Raw genomic sequence first — 16,617 nt, 5'->3', positions numbered from 1 at the left:
ACCCAGTCATTCCGATAAATTAATTTCCTTTGAAAAGACTGAAAATGCTTCCTTTAATAAGTAAATTAATTCATTCATTTCTACTTCAGTAATAGTTAATGGAGGTGAAATTATAATCGAGTCACCATTTACCCCATCTATTCCTGCACCTGCAGGATATACGATCAGCCCTTTTTCCTTGGCAAGCTCCACCATTCTTTGCGTAACTTGCGCATTTCTAGGAAACGGTCTTCTTGACGTTTGGTCCTCGACAAATTCAATTCCGAGTAGAAGGCCCATCCCTCGGATATCCCCTATAAACCAAAATTGGCTCTTTAGTTTCTCAAGTTCCTTTCGTAAAAACTCACCCTTGCTTACTACTGTTCTCATAATCTGATTTTTTTCCAAATATTCTAGGACCGCTAAAGCGGCAGCACAGCTTTGCGGATTGGCACTTAATGTATGACCACTCATGACCACTTTGGAGCCTGCGAGAATCGGCTCGATGATTTTATCGCTGGCAACAGCAGCGGCAATCGGTGCATACCCTGCTCCAAGCCCCTTTCCTAAGGCGACAATATCTGGAATGACGCCCCAATGCTCAGATGCCAGCATCGCACCAGTCCGGCCAGCTCCTGTCATTACTTCGTCTGCAATAAACAGAATGTCATGGTCATCACAAATCTTCTTTATCGCTTTTAAATAATCCTTTGGCGGGGAAATGGCTCCGCCTGCAGCACCTATGACAGGCTCTGCGATAAAGGCGGCAATTTTATCTGCCCCGATTCTGTTGATGGCAGTCTCTAGCTCACGGGCGCAGAGATATTGGCAGGCAGGTGCTTCAAGATGGTATGGACAGCGGTAGCAATAAGGGGGATGGATGACTGGAAACTCCTCTAAAAGTGGAACAAATCTTGCCCTTCTTCCAGGATGGCCGGACATCGAAAGCGCTCCCAAAGTTATCCCATGGTAACTAACCCATCTGGACAAAATCTTATTTTTCGTGGTAATTCCTTTTTCCTGCCAATATTGGATTGCCATTTTCATGGCAGTTTCTGTGGCTTCGGAACCGCTGTTGACGAAAAAGCTCCAATTCAAATCTCCCGGCAATAGCTTAGCAATCTTTTCAGCCAGTTTTTCAGCTGCTTCACTGGTAAACTGCGAACGGTACACGAACGAGACCTTTTGGGCCTGCTCTTCCATCGCCTTAATAATCTCTTTTTCTCCATGACCGATATTGGCTGTGACAGCCCCAGACGCGGCATCTAAGTACTTCTTTCCGTTCTTGTCATATAAATAGACTCCTTTTCCATAATCGATGACGGGATATGACCCATCAAGCATGGGCTTAATTAAATACGACTGTTCCACCCTATAAACCACTTCCCTCTGCATAATGCAAAATTAAGAAGCTAATAGATTCATTTCCTTATTGAAATTGTATGATTCACTATTTTGTTTCTTTCCGGCCTTTTACAATTTGCAAAGCTTATTATAGAATAACAGGGAGATTATATAAGGAATGAATTTAAATGGACTCTATGAAGAAGCTACAGTCGAAGACGAGGGAACTTTCGACATTTCAATTAATTTTTATTTTTTATTTATCTGCACTTATTATTTCAACACTTTTATTAAAATTACCTTTCGCGCACCTTCCAAATGTAAAAATTAGCTTTATCGATGCCATGTTTACAGCCGTTAGCGCCGTTAGCGTAACCGGGTTAAGCGTTATTTCCTTAAAAGATACGTTCAATAATTTCGGGATTTTTCTCCTTTGCGTCATTCTCCAACTAGGAGGACTTGGAATCATGTCTCTAAGTACATTTCTTTGGGTGATGCTGGGGAAAAAAGTTGGGTTAAAGGAAAGGCAATTGATTATGATTGACAACAATCAATCAAACCTTTCCGGCTTAGTCCATCTGGCAAAGCGGATTTTTATCTTTATCATTTCCATCGAATTTATCGGCGGAATTATTTTGGGAATTCATTTACTCAAATACTATGATGGGATATTATCTGCTTTTAAACATGGTTTTTTTATTTCAATTAGCGCAACGACCAATGCTGGCTTTGATATTACGGGAGCTTCCCTTATTCCTTATGATCAGGATTACTTTGTTCAATTCATGGTCGCGCTTTTAATTGTACTTGGAGCAATTGGATTTCCTGTAATCGTAGAGGTGCTTGATTTCTTTTTATCCTTAAGGAGTAAAAAAAGATTTCACTTTACCCTATTTACGAAATTGACAACCATGACCTTTATCATCCTTACTTTGCTCGGGGGAATCTTTATTTTTCTTTTGGACATTGATCATTTTTTTTCGGATAAAAATTGGCACCAAACCCTTTTTTATTCCTTTTTCCACTCCGTTACAACCAAAAGTGCAGGGCTTGCAACATTAGATATCAGTGAATTAACTCAGAGTAATCAGCTATTTATGTCCCTGTTAATGTTTATCGGCGGTTCACCGAGCAGTGCCAGCGGAGGAGTAAGGACAACTACCTTTGCCATTGTTGTTTTAACGATTATCTTTTATGCACAAGGAAAAGGGTCTGTTAAAATATTTAAAAGGGAATTAAATCACGACGATGTCATTAAGTCATTTATTGTGATGACAACAGCAGCTTTCTTGTGTTTACTTTCGATTATCATCTTATCCATTACTGAGAAAAGCACCTTGATACCGATTATCGTTGAGGTCACTTCTGCCTTCGGGACAAATGGTTTATCGCTGGGATTAACTTCGAATTTGACAACATTCGGTAAAATACTGATCATGATATTAATGTTTATCGGAAGGATTGGAATTGTTACCTGTCTGTTGATGTTAAGAGGCAAGGGAAGGAAAGAAACATTCCATTATCCTAAGGAAAAGGTTATTATCGGATAAAAAAATGAAAACGGCTGACCCCGGTTTAGGAGTCAGCCGCACTTTTTAGTAGGCCCAGCTTGCGCCAATAATAATCAAGAGAATAAACAACACGACAATTAGCGCAAAGCCGCCATATCCAAATCCGAATCCACCGCCATAGCCATACCCGTAACCTCCAGGGTAGCCGCAGCATCCGTCATAACCATATCCATGATACATTCGCATTCACTCCTCCAAAAATTGTATCTTTTCAAGATTACTTTATGTAGTAGGTGCTTGACCTGTATGTGCATTCGCCTATATTATGAAATACGATATTAGTTTGGCAGGTGAGATGAATGAAAGCAATTTTAAAAAGTTTTATTAACGGGATTTTGACGATTGTTCCGATTATACTGGTCATTTATGTAATATACAAAACGTTTTTATTTTTGGATGGGTTGCTTGGTGACCGGTTACGACCGTACTTAAAGGAAGATTATATACCAGGCATCGGCTTGTTGACGACTATTATCCTGATTACCCTGTTGGGCTGGCTATCGACAAAGTACATTTCAGGAAAAATCATCCGGCTAATTGATCGGCTGCTGGAAAAAATCCCTGTAGTAAAAACGATTTATTCAGTCATAAAGGACACTATACAATCCTTTTTGGGGGATAAGAAATCTTTTTCAAAGGTGGCTTTGGTTGTCATTCCCGGAACCGAGATGAAAAGTATGGGGTTCATTACATCCGATCAGGTAGAGGATTTTTACAGTCCATTAAAGGACCATGTAGCGGTATATATTCCACAGACCTTTCAGGTGGCGGGCTTTACCTTTCTCATTCCAAAGGAGCAGATTGAAATTATTGATGTGAAACCGGAGGATGCCATGAAATTTATTCTATCCGGCGGGATGACGTCCAGTGCAAAGCAGAAGGAAAAAAGTCCAATGTAAATGAAAACTCGCTGATTGGCGAGTCCGATAGGACGAAGACAGAGGCGTAGTTGAATTTATGCGTTAGGAAATTATAAATTTGTAAAAATTTATAATTTCCTATTAGCTAAAAAAGCCGCTCACTTGCGGCTTTTTTTAATCGAAAAGTTTGTTAAATTGGCCGTAGCCTTCTTCTTCGAGTTTTTCTTTCGGGATAAATCGCAATGCGGCGGAGTTGATGCAGTATCTCAGGCCAGTTGGGTCAGGTCCATCGTTAAAAACGTGGCCTAGGTGGGAATCGGCAGAATTGCTCCGAACCTCGGTTCGAATCATAAAATGGCTGTGATCCGCTTTTTCTATGATTTCCTCTTCTTCAATCGGCTTTGTAAAGCTCGGCCAGCCGCAGCCGGCATCGAATTTATCGCGCGAACTAAAGAGTGGTTTTCCTGAGACAATATCTACGTAGATGCCCTCTCTTGTTTCATTCCAATATTCATTTCTAAATGGCGGTTCAGTGCCGTTATTTTGCGTAACTTCAAATTGCATAGGCGTAAGCCTCTTCTTTAATTCTTCCTTGTTTTGATTCGTCATTCTTTATCTCCCCAGTGCTTTTGGATAAACCCAGATCTTCCTGAACCAATATGATACCTTTGATAATGAGCTGGATTTTTCTTGTAGTAATGCTGATGGTACTCCTCGGCCGGATAGAAAGGCAAAGCCTGCAAAATCGGTGTCACAACCGGCCTGTTAAAACGGCCACTTCCCTCGAGTGCCCGCTTTGATTCTTCTGCAAGTCTTTTTTGTGTTTCATTGTGGTAAAATATAGCGGTTTGATAGGATTGACCGCGGTCATAAAACTGGCCGCCGGGGTCCGTTGGGTCTATTTGCTGCCAAAATAATTCAAGCAATTTTTCATATGGAAAAATTTCCGGGTCGAAAGTAATTTGAACCGCTTCATAATGTCCAGTTGTGTCAGAGCAAACCTGCTGATAGGTTGGATTTTTTACCGTCCCGCCAGTATAACCCGAAATAACACTCTTAATGCCCGGAAGCTCGTCAAACGGTTTCACCATACACCAAAAACAACCACCGGCAAATGTCGCCAATTGTTCTTTACTGTCCAAGCTCTCCACCCCATTCTTCTTAGATTCTTTGCTATTTATGAGTATACAAAATGTTGCTTCAAAAAGGAAATTTGTTGATTAAAAAACGGACCAGTTCAACTGGTCCGCAAAATAACACACTATTTTCTTTGGCTCACCTATAAGCCTAATCAACTGGCACCAAGATTGTGAAGGCGATTTGATCCTTTTTTAAATCAAATTGGTCCACTTTAATTTTCAAATCACTTTTCAGCCTTAATTGCTGCATATGGACATAAATCAATTTGTCATTCGGTCTGATTTCGACACCTTCCGGAAGCTTATAATTATCTCCAATAAACTTTAGAACATAGGAAATAGGCAGAGGCAGACTTCCAACAGACATGGATCTCTGCTTTAGAACTAAATCCCCATTCTTCTGCGCTTCAGGCTCAAATGTCAATTTCATTTTGACCTGTTCACTAAAAACCGGAATACTTCCATACAACTCCACCTCGTCTCCCAATAAAACACGATAAGCAACTGGGGAATCGGATGACTCTTCATTTAGATAATGATTAATCAGCTTATTCATATCGTATTTGTTAGAGTTCACATGAAAGGAAACGTGATCGCCTTTTATTTCCTTCATTTGAGTGCTTTTTTTATCCGCATCCGAGCCCGTACCCAACACTAGCGATAGGACGACAATCGCGAATAAAAGGTTGATTCCCGCCAGGACTAGGAATCCAACTTTCCATTTGTTTTTCATAAAATCTAATTCTCCTCTGTACTAACCATATACGGCTTCCTGTCCAAATCAGGCAAGACACGTTCTTCCATTGTTTCATTGAGCCGCTGGGCAATCAATTCGTAGCCCTTATCATTTGGATGAAAATTATCAGTAAATAGGAGGTTTTCACTGCTGTTTAAAAATATATCTTCAATCGAAACGAAGTAAGCATTGGGATATTGTGATATGACTGATTGACCTGCTTGGTTCCAATCGGATACAATCTGATCAAATTCCTCAATATCTGAAAACCACTTAGAAAAAGGATTATAAAGACCCACTAACACAATGGAGGCATTTGGATTTTCCTTGACTATTGTTTCTATTATCTGAATCAAATGTTTACGATAGTTCTCCTTTTCATCCATAAAAACGGAATATTCAAGATTTGAGAGATGATCCCTGACCACCTTCATGATATCGTTGCCGCCAATAGTCAGAATAACCAAATCGGCCTTCTTTAAGACAGGCTTTATTTCAGGTGCATTCAGCCTTTTCAGCAATTGAGTGGTCCGGTTTCCCTTCACCCCGTAGTTATAGAAATCTACATCCTTAATGCCTTTTTCATTTTCCAGCAATGTTTCTAAATAAGGCAAATAGCCGCCCTTTCCTGTACTGTCGCCAACACCTTGTGTTAAGGAATCGCCTGCGGAGAGAACTGTTAATGTGCGCGGAATAAAATCAGCAGGTACAGGTTCATAAACCGGTACAGCCGTTTGCTTTGCATGATGTAAATCCCATTCCCCAGTTTCGCTGCAAGAGCCCAGGAACAATACCGAGAGAATTAGAAGGGGGAAAAATTTATACATACCCATTCACCTGCCTTCTAAACTAATTTTATTATAACATGACCAAACTCATTCAAAACAAATCTATAATACCCTCATATTCCCAGAAAAAAATAGACCTGTATAACGGTCTATTGCAGTATTTTTATATCCTGAATCATTTCATCAAACGGAACATCTTTATATAAATTATATGATTTTTTAATTTTTCCATCTGGACCTACCAAATAGACATAGGTCTGATGGATGACCTGATTTTCATTCTGAGGTTTTTTCACAAGCGTCTTGAATGTTTTCATTGCATAACCTTCAATAAACTGCTGAGAGTATCCGGTTAAAAAGGTCCAATTTGAAAAGTCTGCCCCAAATTGGTTCGCATATCGAGTCAGTACTTCAGGAGTGTCAACAGTGGGATCAACGCTGAAGGAAACAAATTCAACATTCTTCAACCCTTCATCCTTAACCATTTTTTGCAGTTTTGTCATATTCGCAGTCATCGGTGGGCAAACATCTGCACAGCTTGTAAAAATAAAATCAGCAATCCAAATCTTTCCCTTTAAGTCCTTAAGTCCAACTGCTTTATTATCCTGGTTCACCGCGGAAAAATCGGCTGCCTCCCAGTTTAGTGCATCTTTAATCTCCTTTTGTCCGCAGGACGCAAGGAAAATGCTAGAAATGACTAACAAAATCATTACCGATCGAAATTTCACCTATATACACTACCTTCCTCTTTTCTATCCGTGAATAGTTTAACAAAGTTTTAAAAAAGAGGAAAGAAAAAGCGTATTTTAATCTATTACTCCCGTTTTTACAATAGTAGTTTTCACATGCACTTCAAATTTAGCATTTTTATAAATACTTCTCCAATCTTTTGAAGTAACTTCATTCCCGCGTATATGTGTAATATACTCATTTCCTATACCGACCGGGTCTACTCCTTGCTTTTGAAAAAAAACGAGCAATTTGTATATTTCCTTTTCCATTTTCTTTTCTATCTGTCCCTCGATGAATTTAATATTTTTGGCGCTTGTCAATTCGAGAGGCTCTGTTGATTCCAATAGCCTCGAAGCAAATTTAATCTCAATTCTAAATCGAAGGTTTTTCTTATCCACTAATTTTATTTTGGTATGACTTCGGATATTATCAATATTTAGGAATAATTTATTATATACCGTCCGAAAATTCCGCCCCTCCTCTTCCTTAATAATGCTCTTGAAGTCTGCACGATTAAAACCCAATTCTTTGGTACCGGATTTATATTTATCCGCTAAAATTTTCAAAAAAAAGAGCTTATTAGTTGGCAATATTGTAACAAGCATGTCATCCTTGAAAAGGGCTGTTCCCGTAACGGCCACATCGCCACTCTCTACTTTAAGAAGAGGTAAAACCGGGTCTTTACCATTATCTTGGTAACTGTGATTAAACTCCTGCAGGGTTGGTTCGAGCATCTGCTCACTTTGGACATTTTGATTAATTAAATTATACAAATACGTACCGAAATTTTGCTTTTCATTGTTCTTACCCACGTTAATGATAGAAGAAGCTTCATCCTCCGCAATCGTCAAAAAAACCATATTCCCGATAGTTGGGTCACGGTTGAGCGTATCAACAAGCTGCACAATTCCTTTCTCGGCAAGCTCCTTGCTGTACACGACACAGCGCAGCTGCCCTGATACAAGCCTTTGGTCAGAACGAAGATTTTGTTTCTGTCGTAAAGTTTTACTCGTATGGGCTTCTACTGAAATAACCTTTGTCACATTCTTCGCCAGTGCATCAAATTTATGAACAACCACTGTCCCCTTGATTTTATTCTTCCCATCCAAATCATAGCCAACAGCCGTAATCAGTCCTAATTTCTCTAATTGCCGCGCCTCCACGCATCCAGATAAACAAAGAGTGCTGGCAATCATCAATATAGCGGTTTTCCATTTAGGACCCTTTGGCATGATTGTTCTTCCCCCTAAAAAATCTGTTTTTGGCAGAAACAATAAAATATAAAAGAATCGGATAGCAAATTCCTGCATAAAAACCAAATTTCCCAATAATATCAGAAACTAGATTCATTTGATATCTTGCTTTAACAAAAAATGAAGATACAAAGATTAAGCTGGCAAGAATCCAAAGCCCCCATTTTTGCTTTCCAGCAAATATACGTGAGAAACCTTTCGAGGCTGCCCACAAATAAATACACAAATTAGGCAGGATAATAAGCATCCAAAAAGAAACAGCGATAATTTCGAACCTTTCCAAATTGGGAAGGCGGACTATTTTGAACAACGATATAACAGGCCAAATGGTTTGTTCCAAACTTCCACCAGCATAATAAATTATCGAGACAAACGTAACAAGTGTAAAAATAAAGGCCGTATATGCATTGCCTATTTGGGAGAAAATTTGAGTTTTTTGTTTTTCTTTTATATATGGGTAGACAAATAAGACTAATTCCATCCCCATCATTGATAAGGAGGAATTGTGAGCTCCTATAAGAATTTGTTCGATATCGGCATCTAATATCGGAAATATATGATTTATTTCCGAATGTTTTAAAGGAACAAATAGGACCAAAACCATCCAAAGCGTCCCCATCACTGATAAAAAAGCGGTTCCTATAACAACCCTTATTCCTCCATAAACAGCATAGGCAGAAAGCAGAATCAGCACTAACCCAAGCTGCCAGGTTGGAAGGTTCGGAAAAATCCACACCTGCACAATTTCTATGTAATTCATATAAATCACAAAAAAGGCGGCAGCTAAATAACCCATATAAATCAGACTGAGAAAATTCCCTAGCCATTTTCCAAATACATCTGCATGGATGCCATATAAATCTGCGCTGTCATATTGACCAAGCATTTTTACCATGAACCACAAAGACACGCCTCCCAGCACCCCTGCTAAGAAAACAGAAATCCAGCCGTCATGGCCTGCATCTAAATAAACAATTCTTGGCAGGCCTACAAGTCCTACACCAATTTGGGTGGAGTGAACAATAAAAATGAGCAGGAATGCATGAACCTGCAATCCATCTCTTGGCTTAACATTCACCTCCATTTACATCGCCCTCTATTCATCTATATCTTTTTTTAGCTTTGCTTTTTTTTCCGAAAAACGCTCTTTGTCTAATGGTTTATTGGTCTGAGGACGTTTGGTAAGATATTGATAAGGCACAAGGAAAAAACTATATCCCAAATCTCGCCATTGCAAAGGATAAACTGGCGAAAGATATGGTTTGCCCAGTGTTTCCAGCCTTAGTAGATGAATGATAAAAAAACAAAATGCAACCATAATCCCAATTCCGCCCCAAATACCAGCAATTATGATAATTGGAAAACGAATCATTCTGATTGCCGTACCCATTAAATAACTTGGGGTTGTAAAGGAACCGAGAGCACTTAATGCAATCATAATAATTAAGATGTTACTGGTAAAACCGGCCTGAACGGCTGCTTGTCCGATGACAATACCACCCACGATACCGATGGTCTGGCCTACTTTTGTTGGCAGCCTGGCACCAGCCTCGCGAAGCAGCTCTATGACAAACTCTAGCAGCAATGTTTCAAAGACCGGTGGAAAGGGTACCTTTGACCTTGACTCACCCAATGTAACAAGCATGGGCGATGGTATAACTTCATAATGATAGGTCAGAACCGCAACATAGGCAGGCGTCAAAAGGACTGATAAAAAAAGTGCCGTCAATCGCAAGACCCGTAAGAACAGCCCCATATTCCACCGCATATAAACATCTTCGGTTGACTCAAAATAAGAGAAAAAGGTTGTGGGACCATAAAGGCAATCTGGACTTCGGTCCATTAGAACAGCCACTTTACCCCTGTAAAGAGCAATCGATATCCGATCCGGAAGCTCAGTCGTCATCAACTGTGGAAACACGCTCCAGCTGTTGTTTTCAATCAAATGTCCAAGAACGGTGTTACCGGGGACATAATCTATTTCAAGCTCACTGATCCTTTGTTTTAAGGTGGTGACAAGTTCCTCATCGGCAATTCCCTGTATGTAGACGAGTTTCGCTTTTGTTTTCACCCTTTTTCCCACTACAAGATCCTGCATACAAAGGTTTGGGTCCTTTAAATTGTTTCTTAAGATATTCATGTTGCTGACGAGGGATTCCGTAAACGAAATCTTCGGGCCATAAACGTTTGATTCCGTTTCTGGCTTCTCCACTCCACGTTCAACCGTCTTGCTGAGATTCGTTAATAGACCATACGGGTCCCCTTCCACATATATATAGACATTACCTTCAATCAGCCCGCTGACAACTTCACTCAGTTGATTTGTTACAGTTAAGACCGATAATGGCAGAACCTGCGTTAATCCTTGGACGGAACATTCAATCTTCTCATTATTTTGAATAGGAGCAAGAATAAATTCATCCAAACTACTCTTATCAATCAAACTTTCTAAAAAACAAAAGACGATTCTATTCCCGTTTTTCTTCAGATGACGAAAGGTAATATCCGAATAGAGCAGTTCGTTTTTTAATTGCACTTTTAATTCATCGATATATAAGCTATGGGCTTTAAATTCTTCCTGTGACTTACTCTCTTTTTTCCATTTGAACATAATCATGCACCTATTGTTGTCAGTTTAGCTTATTTTTGCCAAATAATTATTTTTTACCCATATTCGAAAGCAGTCTGAATGATAAAAAAAATTTTGAGAAGAACAAAATATTGTGGTATTATGAATGAGTATTCATTCATCGGTGAAAATTATGAATTTTCAAATAGAGAGAAAAGGAGAGTGAACTCATTGAATCGAATTGGCCCTATTTTCATAGTGGAAGGTCCAAATAGCAGCAAAGTCCCTTTCTCACGGAGCTTGTATATCGACTGCGAGGAAAAGGTGCTAATTGACAGTGGAGCAGAGGCAAAAGCTCTTCTTGAACTGGACCACGAAAAAGGAATTGATCTCATCATTAATACCCATTACCATCCTGACCATACCCTACATAATCACCTGTTCCGAGATGCGACCAAACTTATAAATAAGATAGAATTTGAAACATCCAGGTCAGTGGAAGGAATTGCCCATGCCAATGGAGTCTATCAAGAGTGGGGTTATAAAGGTGTGGAAGCATGGAAAAAAACTCTTCCACAGGAATGGGTTCAAAATCTTGGGGGTTTTTCAGGAACATATGAATACGAGACAGAATATGTATTTGATGATGTAAAAGTAGTGTTTTTGCATACTCCCGGACATACAAGCGGCCTGGCCTGCCCATATTTTCCGGAGCTCGGGGTCGTGTTTGCTGGCGATTATGATATGACCACCTTTGGTCCATGGTATAACGGGACTGATGGTAATATTGAAGATTTCATCAATTCAGGCAAACGGCTTCTGTCTCTCGATGCCGATACTTACATTACAGGCCATCAAAAAGGGATTTTTACGAAAGCGGAATTTACAGAAGCCATGGATAAATTCCTTGCGGTGATTAATCGCCGGGATGAGATAATCGAAGACTATATACAGCAGGGTTTGAGTTTTGAAGAAATAACTAAAATTGGGATATTTTACCCCAAAAGTTCTCTTACCAATCCACTTCTAAATACATGGGAGCGAAGCGGCATCCGCAAGCACCTAAGGCGACTTGGTTATTCAGTTGAAGAAAAAGCAGCTGAAATTATTAAATTAAAATAGAATGGTCCATGTGCCATTCTATTTTTTTACTCTGCTTAAAAAAAATAAAGAACCTTGATTGTTATCTTTAATCAAGGTTCACATAATTTTGCTCTGCTTTTCTTTTTCGTTTGGAAAAATAGAGTTGCATCATTATTCCTGTAACAATTAGAGCACCGCCGGCCGCAATAAAATTGAAGATATTTGTTGCGGTTGTAGGAAGTAGTCCACCGGCTGTTGGTACTGTACCGCTTTCTGAATCCTCTGCAAAAAAGATAAATTCCACTCTACAACCTATCCCCTGAAATTCATTGCCAAGTTCCCAAGGAACAGAAACTTGAAAAATTAATTGTTCGGTCGTATTCTTTGCAAGAATTCTTGGGCTTAATTTATTCAAGTCCTTAAGCTTACCTTCATATATTACTTTATTTCTATCCGAAACCTTTATTAAAAGTTCATTAAAATATTCTTCTGAACCATCAAGGTATTTAACCGAAGTTATATACTTAAATTCTCTATTACCATTATTGTGGATTGTTAATGTACGATTAGACCAATCTCCTGGCTTAAAGTTATTAATGTCAAACAATATCTTTTCAGGTGAGGAAGCTATATCTATTTCTTGTTTAGTCATTGCTGCTAAAGTATTACCAGGTGAAAAGGAAAATATCGTGAAAATTATCATTGAATGCATAATGATAAATTTTAAAAATTTTTTCACTTTGTTACTTCCCCCCTTTATCACAACTTTTTTGGTAAGGAGAAATTTTTATTCTGTATTCCGCCATTTTTCTTCAATCGGTCTTCCAGATTCATTTCATTAGCTATTCGTCGTTTATTATCTTTTGCAAGAGTATTCCATACAAAAATAATAGAACCAATTAATAGGACTAATCCCAAAAGGAATAGTATGATTGCCATTCCGTTTTTAGACTTGGAAAATGTTGCGATATATCCAATGAACGGAATGGTAAAATGCTTATATTCCGCTAGAACATTATTTGATGAAACAAGATTTAGGTCCGAGGTTTGATTATTATCACCCTTTGTTCTATAGCTGACTTGGTTTCCGTTTTTAATTTTATCTACTATTCTATGGGTAACAATTAAATCATCGTTTGTTTTAAATGTTATTATTTCACCCTTTTTAAATCTTGCCATATCCCCTCCAGGTTTTACAGCTATTATAGATCCAGTTTTAATAGCGGGTTCCATCGAACCGGATTGGACAGTCAAAAGCTGGTATCCGAAAAAGTTTGGTTTTCCACCTGAAGTTTTCGACAAGATAACAGCACAAATCATGATAAGTAAAAGAACACATAGGGACGTTGTAATAAAATTGCTTATCCATTTTTTTAAAACTCTAGTTTTCATGGAATCACCTTTTCAGTGATGATAATCTAAATAGTATCCTTATTGTCTGCTATCACTTTTTATTATTTACTGTTACAAGTTATTGTGATGGTTTCACTCCATAAATCTTGGATTTCATCTTTATTTCCATGTCCAAGCGGCTGAAAAGCTCTAAATTTATAATTACCTGCCTTCAAGGCGTTATATTTTAAGAAAACTGACTGGTTTTTAGCAAGAGGATCCATAAACCCCTCACCAACTTTTTCACCGGACATAGGATTCCCATTACTAATATAGTAAACCTCATATTTCAGTAAACTATTCATATTGCTTCCCGTATTTATGATTAAGGCTGATATTTCTGTAGGAAAGTTACAACTGACAACGGTTTGATTACTATTTTTATTAGAAAAGACAAGAGAGCTGCCCGTCCACTCACTATTCCAAGTCCCAATATTGATAATCCCACTCACTTGAGTATTATCACTAAAATAGGCTTCCGTATCGGATGTAACTAACCCGGTAATTAATGTTAAAAGGAAAAGGGCACTAATTATCTGGACGGTAATTAATACCTTCCACTTTTTATTGGAATGCTTCCTTATTCTAGACGTACGAATTGTAACCACCCCCAAATCTTACAGTCAGTGGATTTTTACTGCAAAAAGGCGGGGCAGGACCCCACCCTTAAATGATAAGTTTATTTAGCTTGTCCAGCTCCCTGTCTGCCTTCGAAGGTCCATTTAATTGCGATTGCATCACCTTGGAATTGGTTTTGATCCTCGTTATTGTCAATAAATTGAAATTGGACATATAAATCCTTCGTTCCATTCTTTGCTACTCCATTGCCGAAAACTTGGGTAGAAATCTCCTCTGTATTATTATTCAGTTGATCTAGTGTTGTACCGTAAATAATCTCTGATGAACCAGAACTAACCAAATTTGTTCCTGCGTTTTTAAGGAAGTACACCCTGATATATTTGTTCAAATCATCCGTATTTGCCGATGCTCCATCCCTATTTGTAATTGTATTTTCAGTTGATAGACTAATTTTCGCAATATCCAATGACCCATCGTTTTTCAATGTAATTGTCCGATTTGCCCAATCTCCCGGTTTAAAGTCATTAATAGCAGTAATGCTTGTTGGATTGGTGTTTAAATCTAATGTGCCATTTACAAAAGCACCAGTGGTTTCGGCTTTATCGCTAAAATATGCAAATGTACCGCCGCCTATTAATGCCAATCCGAGTGCAGCTGAAGCTACCCCTAAACCTAATTTAGTTCTAGTCCCCATAATCCTTCCTCCTCTATTAATTTTTTTCACCTTATGTAATAGAATAGAGTCTGCTAATCAAAATGTTTTTTATTACAAACAATAAGTTCCTTTTATAGAACCTCTATCAAATTATATTGCACTCTTTAATATTCATAAAGTACTAAACAGAACCAAATATACGTTATAACAAACATAAATCTATTATTTCCTCGCAATTTCTTTATTTTTCTTAGAATATCGTAATTTATTAAGAACAAAACCAGGTTTTTAATAGATAGCAAAAAAGACCTCAACTAATAAATGAAGGTCTTTTTTAAAAGTTATAATATTATTTGGCACTAGAACGTAAAAGATTTTTTTAGCATATTCTCGGAAACATCGTTCCGGATAGTCTATTCATTACGCATTTTGAACCTAATGGTATTGCGAGTAGGAGCTGTACCTATTTGTTTCCCGATTATCGAACCGATCACCACTGCATCCGGTCCTTCAGGAAATCTTTTTAAAATATCGATTACTTTTTCTTTCTCTTTATCTTTATTATCGACCACAATTATATATGAGAGCATCCCCCATATTGTACTCATTCCTTACGCTACTCTGTCAGCTGGTCTATACTGCTTGCATTTTTTCAGTATTACAATCGGTAACTGCAGGCTTCCCAATAGCGCTGCTTTATCATCTTTATAGAAAAGTGGGAAATACATACATAAAAAAACCCTAAGCGAATAAATCCCTTAGGGTCTTGTTTGTTTTAATTAACTTCTACCAATTCTTCTTGTTCTTTCTTCAGCTTTTTTCGATATACAAATTTAGATAGATTAATGCTGACTTCATATAGAAGCAATAGCGGCAATGTCACGACGAAATCAGACATAAAATCCGGAGGTGTAATTACGACCGCGATGATAATCAATACAAAATAAGCATATTTACGGACCTTTGTCAGCACAAATGGATTAATAATACCAAGCGAGGTTAAAAACATAACCACCACCGGAAGTTCAAACAATACTCCAAACGGCAGAGTCATATTCAAGATAAAACTAAAATAGCGATCTGCCGTAAAATTGGTCACAAACATATCTTGGCCGATGTTCACCAAAAAGTTAAGAACCATCGGAAAAATGGCAAAATAGCCAAACGCGAGACCAGCAATAAATAAAATGAACAGGGCCGGAACATATGATAGCGTAATTTTTCTTTCAATCGGTTTCAAGGCAGGTTTGACAAACAGCCATATTTGCAGCGCCAGCACCGGAATTGTTCCAGCAATCGCAACCACTCCAGCAAGCATGAAATAAATCCACATTATATCACTTGGACCAAGCACTAAAAGCTTTGTACTGCCGACAAACCATTTATAAATATCATCAACATAAATAAAGCCAACTATAAAGAAGACCACAAAAGCCAGCGCCGAGATAATGATCCGTTTTCGTAATTCTTCTAAATGATCGACTAACTGTAGTTCTTTATCTTCCATGAGTTTCCCCTGCCAATTTCAATGGTAATTCTTAATTAACCAGTTTTCTCTCGTTAAAATAGTTTTAAAACTGAGAAGAAAAAGGTGCAAGACACAAAATCTTACACCCTATTTGCTCAATTTTTCCTTTTCTTCCTTGATGTCTTCCATCACATCGTCGGTAAGTTCACGAGTTGACTTTTTGAATTCTTTTAACGTTTGTCCAAAGGCACGGCCAATTTCCGGTAGTTTTTTCGGTCCAAAAATAATCAGTGCAAGTGTTAAAATAAGGATTAATCCCGGTACGCCAATATTAGAAAACATAATTTACAGCCCCTTTGAAATAAAGTAACCTCTTAAGATGATTATAGTATTGAATAATCATTTTGGGATAATTATTTGCAATAATTCATATTAAATTCACAATATCCACTAAAAATAACATAACTGT

General features: G+C 38.1%; 20 protein-coding genes. 3 read left to right on the top strand and 17 right to left on the bottom strand.

What is annotated here, in order from left to right; all coding sequences use genetic code 11:
• Positions 1 to 6 precede the first annotated feature (6 nt).
• Positions 7 to 1,350 (bottom strand): aspartate aminotransferase family protein, encoded by a 1,344-nt coding sequence (locus KHB02_RS21540; protein WP_213145128.1) that lies wholly within the window; start codon positions 1,348 to 1,350, stop codon positions 7 to 9.
• 170 nt (positions 1,351 to 1,520) lie between these two features.
• Between KHB02_RS21540 and KHB02_RS21535 the strand changes: the two genes are divergently transcribed.
• Entirely contained in the window at positions 1,521 to 2,873 is a 1,353-nt protein-coding gene (locus KHB02_RS21535) for a TrkH family potassium uptake protein (RefSeq protein WP_213145322.1), read from the top strand.
• 45 nt (positions 2,874 to 2,918) lie between these two features.
• Here KHB02_RS21535 and KHB02_RS21530 read toward each other — a convergent pair whose 3' ends face one another.
• Positions 2,919 to 3,074: a YjcZ family sporulation protein gene (locus tag KHB02_RS21530; RefSeq protein WP_213145127.1), complete on the bottom strand. Its 156-nt coding sequence runs from the start codon at positions 3,072 to 3,074 to the stop codon at positions 2,919 to 2,921.
• Positions 3,075 to 3,193: 119 nt separating this feature from the next.
• On the opposite strand from KHB02_RS21530, the gene KHB02_RS21525 reads away from it, so the two are divergent.
• Positions 3,194 to 3,793 carry a DUF502 domain-containing protein gene (locus tag KHB02_RS21525; protein WP_213145126.1) on the top strand — a complete coding sequence of 200 codons (600 nt, stop codon included), beginning with the start codon at positions 3,194 to 3,196 and terminating at the stop codon, positions 3,791 to 3,793.
• A 135-nt stretch (positions 3,794 to 3,928) separates the two neighbouring features.
• On the opposite strand, the gene msrB is transcribed toward KHB02_RS21525, so the two are convergent.
• The 8 genes from msrB to KHB02_RS21485 all read right to left on the bottom strand — a co-directional run bounded on the left by msrB (position 3,929) and on the right by KHB02_RS21485 (position 11,013).
• A complete protein-coding gene (gene msrB / locus KHB02_RS21520) occupies positions 3,929 to 4,363 on the bottom strand; it encodes a peptide-methionine (R)-S-oxide reductase MsrB (protein WP_213145125.1) in 435 nt (144 codons plus the stop codon).
• Entirely contained in the window at positions 4,360 to 4,845 is a 486-nt protein-coding gene (msrA, locus tag KHB02_RS21515) for a peptide-methionine (S)-S-oxide reductase MsrA (protein ID WP_378584392.1), read from the bottom strand. Before msrA ends, msrB begins: the two co-directional genes overlap by 4 nt.
• Before the next feature lie 196 nt (positions 4,846 to 5,041).
• Entirely contained in the window at positions 5,042 to 5,626 is a 585-nt protein-coding gene (locus KHB02_RS21510; RefSeq protein WP_213145123.1) for a YpmS family protein, read from the bottom strand.
• A gap of 5 nt (positions 5,627 to 5,631) precedes the next feature.
• Positions 5,632 to 6,462 carry an SGNH/GDSL hydrolase family protein gene (locus KHB02_RS21505; RefSeq protein WP_241114007.1) on the bottom strand — a complete coding sequence of 277 codons (831 nt, stop codon included), beginning with the start codon at positions 6,460 to 6,462 and terminating at the stop codon, positions 5,632 to 5,634.
• Between the two features lie 104 nt (positions 6,463 to 6,566).
• A complete protein-coding gene (locus tag KHB02_RS21500; RefSeq protein WP_213145122.1) occupies positions 6,567 to 7,127 on the bottom strand; it encodes an SCO family protein in 561 nt (186 codons plus the stop codon).
• A gap of 96 nt (positions 7,128 to 7,223) precedes the next feature.
• Positions 7,224 to 8,381 carry a Ger(x)C family spore germination protein gene (locus tag KHB02_RS21495; protein WP_213145121.1) on the bottom strand — a complete coding sequence of 386 codons (1,158 nt, stop codon included), beginning with the start codon at positions 8,379 to 8,381 and terminating at the stop codon, positions 7,224 to 7,226.
• Positions 8,365 to 9,486, bottom strand: a complete 1,122-nt coding sequence (locus tag KHB02_RS21490) for a GerAB/ArcD/ProY family transporter (protein ID WP_213145120.1) — start codon at positions 9,484 to 9,486, stop codon at positions 8,365 to 8,367. The genes KHB02_RS21495 and KHB02_RS21490 overlap by 17 nt, the downstream gene beginning before the upstream one ends.
• Positions 9,487 to 9,498: 12 nt before the next feature.
• A complete protein-coding gene (locus KHB02_RS21485) occupies positions 9,499 to 11,013 on the bottom strand; it encodes a spore germination protein (protein ID WP_213145119.1) in 1,515 nt (504 codons plus the stop codon).
• 189 nt (positions 11,014 to 11,202) lie between these two features.
• On the opposite strand from KHB02_RS21485, the gene KHB02_RS21480 reads away from it, so the two are divergent.
• Positions 11,203 to 12,093, top strand: a complete 891-nt coding sequence (locus KHB02_RS21480) for an MBL fold metallo-hydrolase (RefSeq protein ID WP_213145320.1) — start codon at positions 11,203 to 11,205, stop codon at positions 12,091 to 12,093.
• A 67-nt stretch (positions 12,094 to 12,160) separates the two neighbouring features.
• Here KHB02_RS21480 and KHB02_RS21475 read toward each other — a convergent pair whose 3' ends face one another.
• The 7 genes from KHB02_RS21475 to KHB02_RS21445 all read right to left on the bottom strand — a co-directional run bounded on the left by KHB02_RS21475 (position 12,161) and on the right by KHB02_RS21445 (position 16,490).
• A complete protein-coding gene (locus KHB02_RS21475; protein WP_213145118.1) occupies positions 12,161 to 12,793 on the bottom strand; it encodes a TasA family protein in 633 nt (210 codons plus the stop codon).
• 20 nt (positions 12,794 to 12,813) lie between these two features.
• Positions 12,814 to 13,446: a signal peptidase I SipW gene (gene sipW / locus KHB02_RS21470; RefSeq protein ID WP_213145117.1), complete on the bottom strand. Its 633-nt coding sequence runs from the start codon at positions 13,444 to 13,446 to the stop codon at positions 12,814 to 12,816.
• 62 nt (positions 13,447 to 13,508) lie between these two features.
• Positions 13,509 to 14,054 carry an amyloid fiber anchoring/assembly protein TapA gene (gene tapA, locus KHB02_RS21465; RefSeq protein WP_213145116.1) on the bottom strand — a complete coding sequence of 182 codons (546 nt, stop codon included), beginning with the start codon at positions 14,052 to 14,054 and terminating at the stop codon, positions 13,509 to 13,511.
• Positions 14,055 to 14,125: 71 nt separating this feature from the next.
• A complete protein-coding gene (locus KHB02_RS21460) occupies positions 14,126 to 14,719 on the bottom strand; it encodes a TasA family protein (protein WP_213145115.1) in 594 nt (197 codons plus the stop codon).
• A 374-nt stretch (positions 14,720 to 15,093) separates the two neighbouring features.
• A complete protein-coding gene (locus KHB02_RS21455) occupies positions 15,094 to 15,288 on the bottom strand; it encodes a hypothetical protein (protein ID WP_213145114.1) in 195 nt (64 codons plus the stop codon).
• 167 nt (positions 15,289 to 15,455) lie between these two features.
• Entirely contained in the window at positions 15,456 to 16,187 is a 732-nt protein-coding gene (gene tatC / locus KHB02_RS21450) for a twin-arginine translocase subunit TatC (RefSeq protein ID WP_213145113.1), read from the bottom strand.
• Between the two features lie 108 nt (positions 16,188 to 16,295).
• On the bottom strand, positions 16,296 to 16,490 hold the full coding sequence (locus tag KHB02_RS21445) for a twin-arginine translocase TatA/TatE family subunit (RefSeq protein WP_213145112.1): 195 nt from the start codon (positions 16,488 to 16,490) through the stop codon (positions 16,296 to 16,298).
• Between the last annotated feature and the right edge of the window lie 127 nt (positions 16,491 to 16,617).

The sequence above is a fragment of the Neobacillus citreus genome, assembly GCF_018343545.2.
GTDB lineage: Bacteria > Bacillota > Bacilli > Bacillales > Cytobacillaceae > Neobacillus > Neobacillus citreus.
Note: the sequence above shows the minus strand (reverse complement) of the source record. Positions and strands in the feature narration are given on the sequence as shown.

Coding starts and splice junctions, on each gene's coding strand:
- msrA (WP_378584392.1), bottom strand. CDS start 4,845: ATGGTGAAACCGTTTGACGAGCTTCCGGGCATTAAGAGTGTTATTTCG.
- KHB02_RS21505 (WP_241114007.1), bottom strand. CDS start 6,462: ATGGGTATGTATAAATTTTTCCCCCTTCTAATTCTCTCGGTATTGTTC.
- KHB02_RS21500 (WP_213145122.1), bottom strand. CDS start 7,127: ATGATTTTGTTAGTCATTTCTAGCATTTTCCTTGCGTCCTGCGGACAA.
- KHB02_RS21445 (WP_213145112.1), bottom strand. CDS start 16,490: ATGTTTTCTAATATTGGCGTACCGGGATTAATCCTTATTTTAACACTT.
- tatC (WP_213145113.1), bottom strand. CDS start 16,187: ATGGAAGATAAAGAACTACAGTTAGTCGATCATTTAGAAGAATTACGA.
- KHB02_RS21530 (WP_213145127.1), bottom strand. CDS start 3,074: ATGTATCATGGATATGGTTATGACGGATGCTGCGGCTACCCTGGAGGT.
- KHB02_RS21495 (WP_213145121.1), bottom strand. CDS start 8,381: ATGCCAAAGGGTCCTAAATGGAAAACCGCTATATTGATGATTGCCAGC.
- KHB02_RS21490 (WP_213145120.1), bottom strand. CDS start 9,486: ATGGAGGTGAATGTTAAGCCAAGAGATGGATTGCAGGTTCATGCATTC.
- KHB02_RS21460 (WP_213145115.1), bottom strand. CDS start 14,719: ATGGGGACTAGAACTAAATTAGGTTTAGGGGTAGCTTCAGCTGCACTC.
- KHB02_RS21535 (WP_213145322.1), top strand. CDS start 1,521: ATGAAGAAGCTACAGTCGAAGACGAGGGAACTTTCGACATTTCAATTA.
- sipW (WP_213145117.1), bottom strand. CDS start 13,446: ATGAAAACTAGAGTTTTAAAAAAATGGATAAGCAATTTTATTACAACG.
- KHB02_RS21455 (WP_213145114.1), bottom strand. CDS start 15,288: ATGAGTACAATATGGGGGATGCTCTCATATATAATTGTGGTCGATAAT.
- msrB (WP_213145125.1), bottom strand. CDS start 4,363: ATGACGAATCAAAACAAGGAAGAATTAAAGAAGAGGCTTACGCCTATG.
- KHB02_RS21525 (WP_213145126.1), top strand. CDS start 3,194: ATGAAAGCAATTTTAAAAAGTTTTATTAACGGGATTTTGACGATTGTT.
- KHB02_RS21510 (WP_213145123.1), bottom strand. CDS start 5,626: ATGAAAAACAAATGGAAAGTTGGATTCCTAGTCCTGGCGGGAATCAAC.
- KHB02_RS21485 (WP_213145119.1), bottom strand. CDS start 11,013: ATGTTCAAATGGAAAAAAGAGAGTAAGTCACAGGAAGAATTTAAAGCC.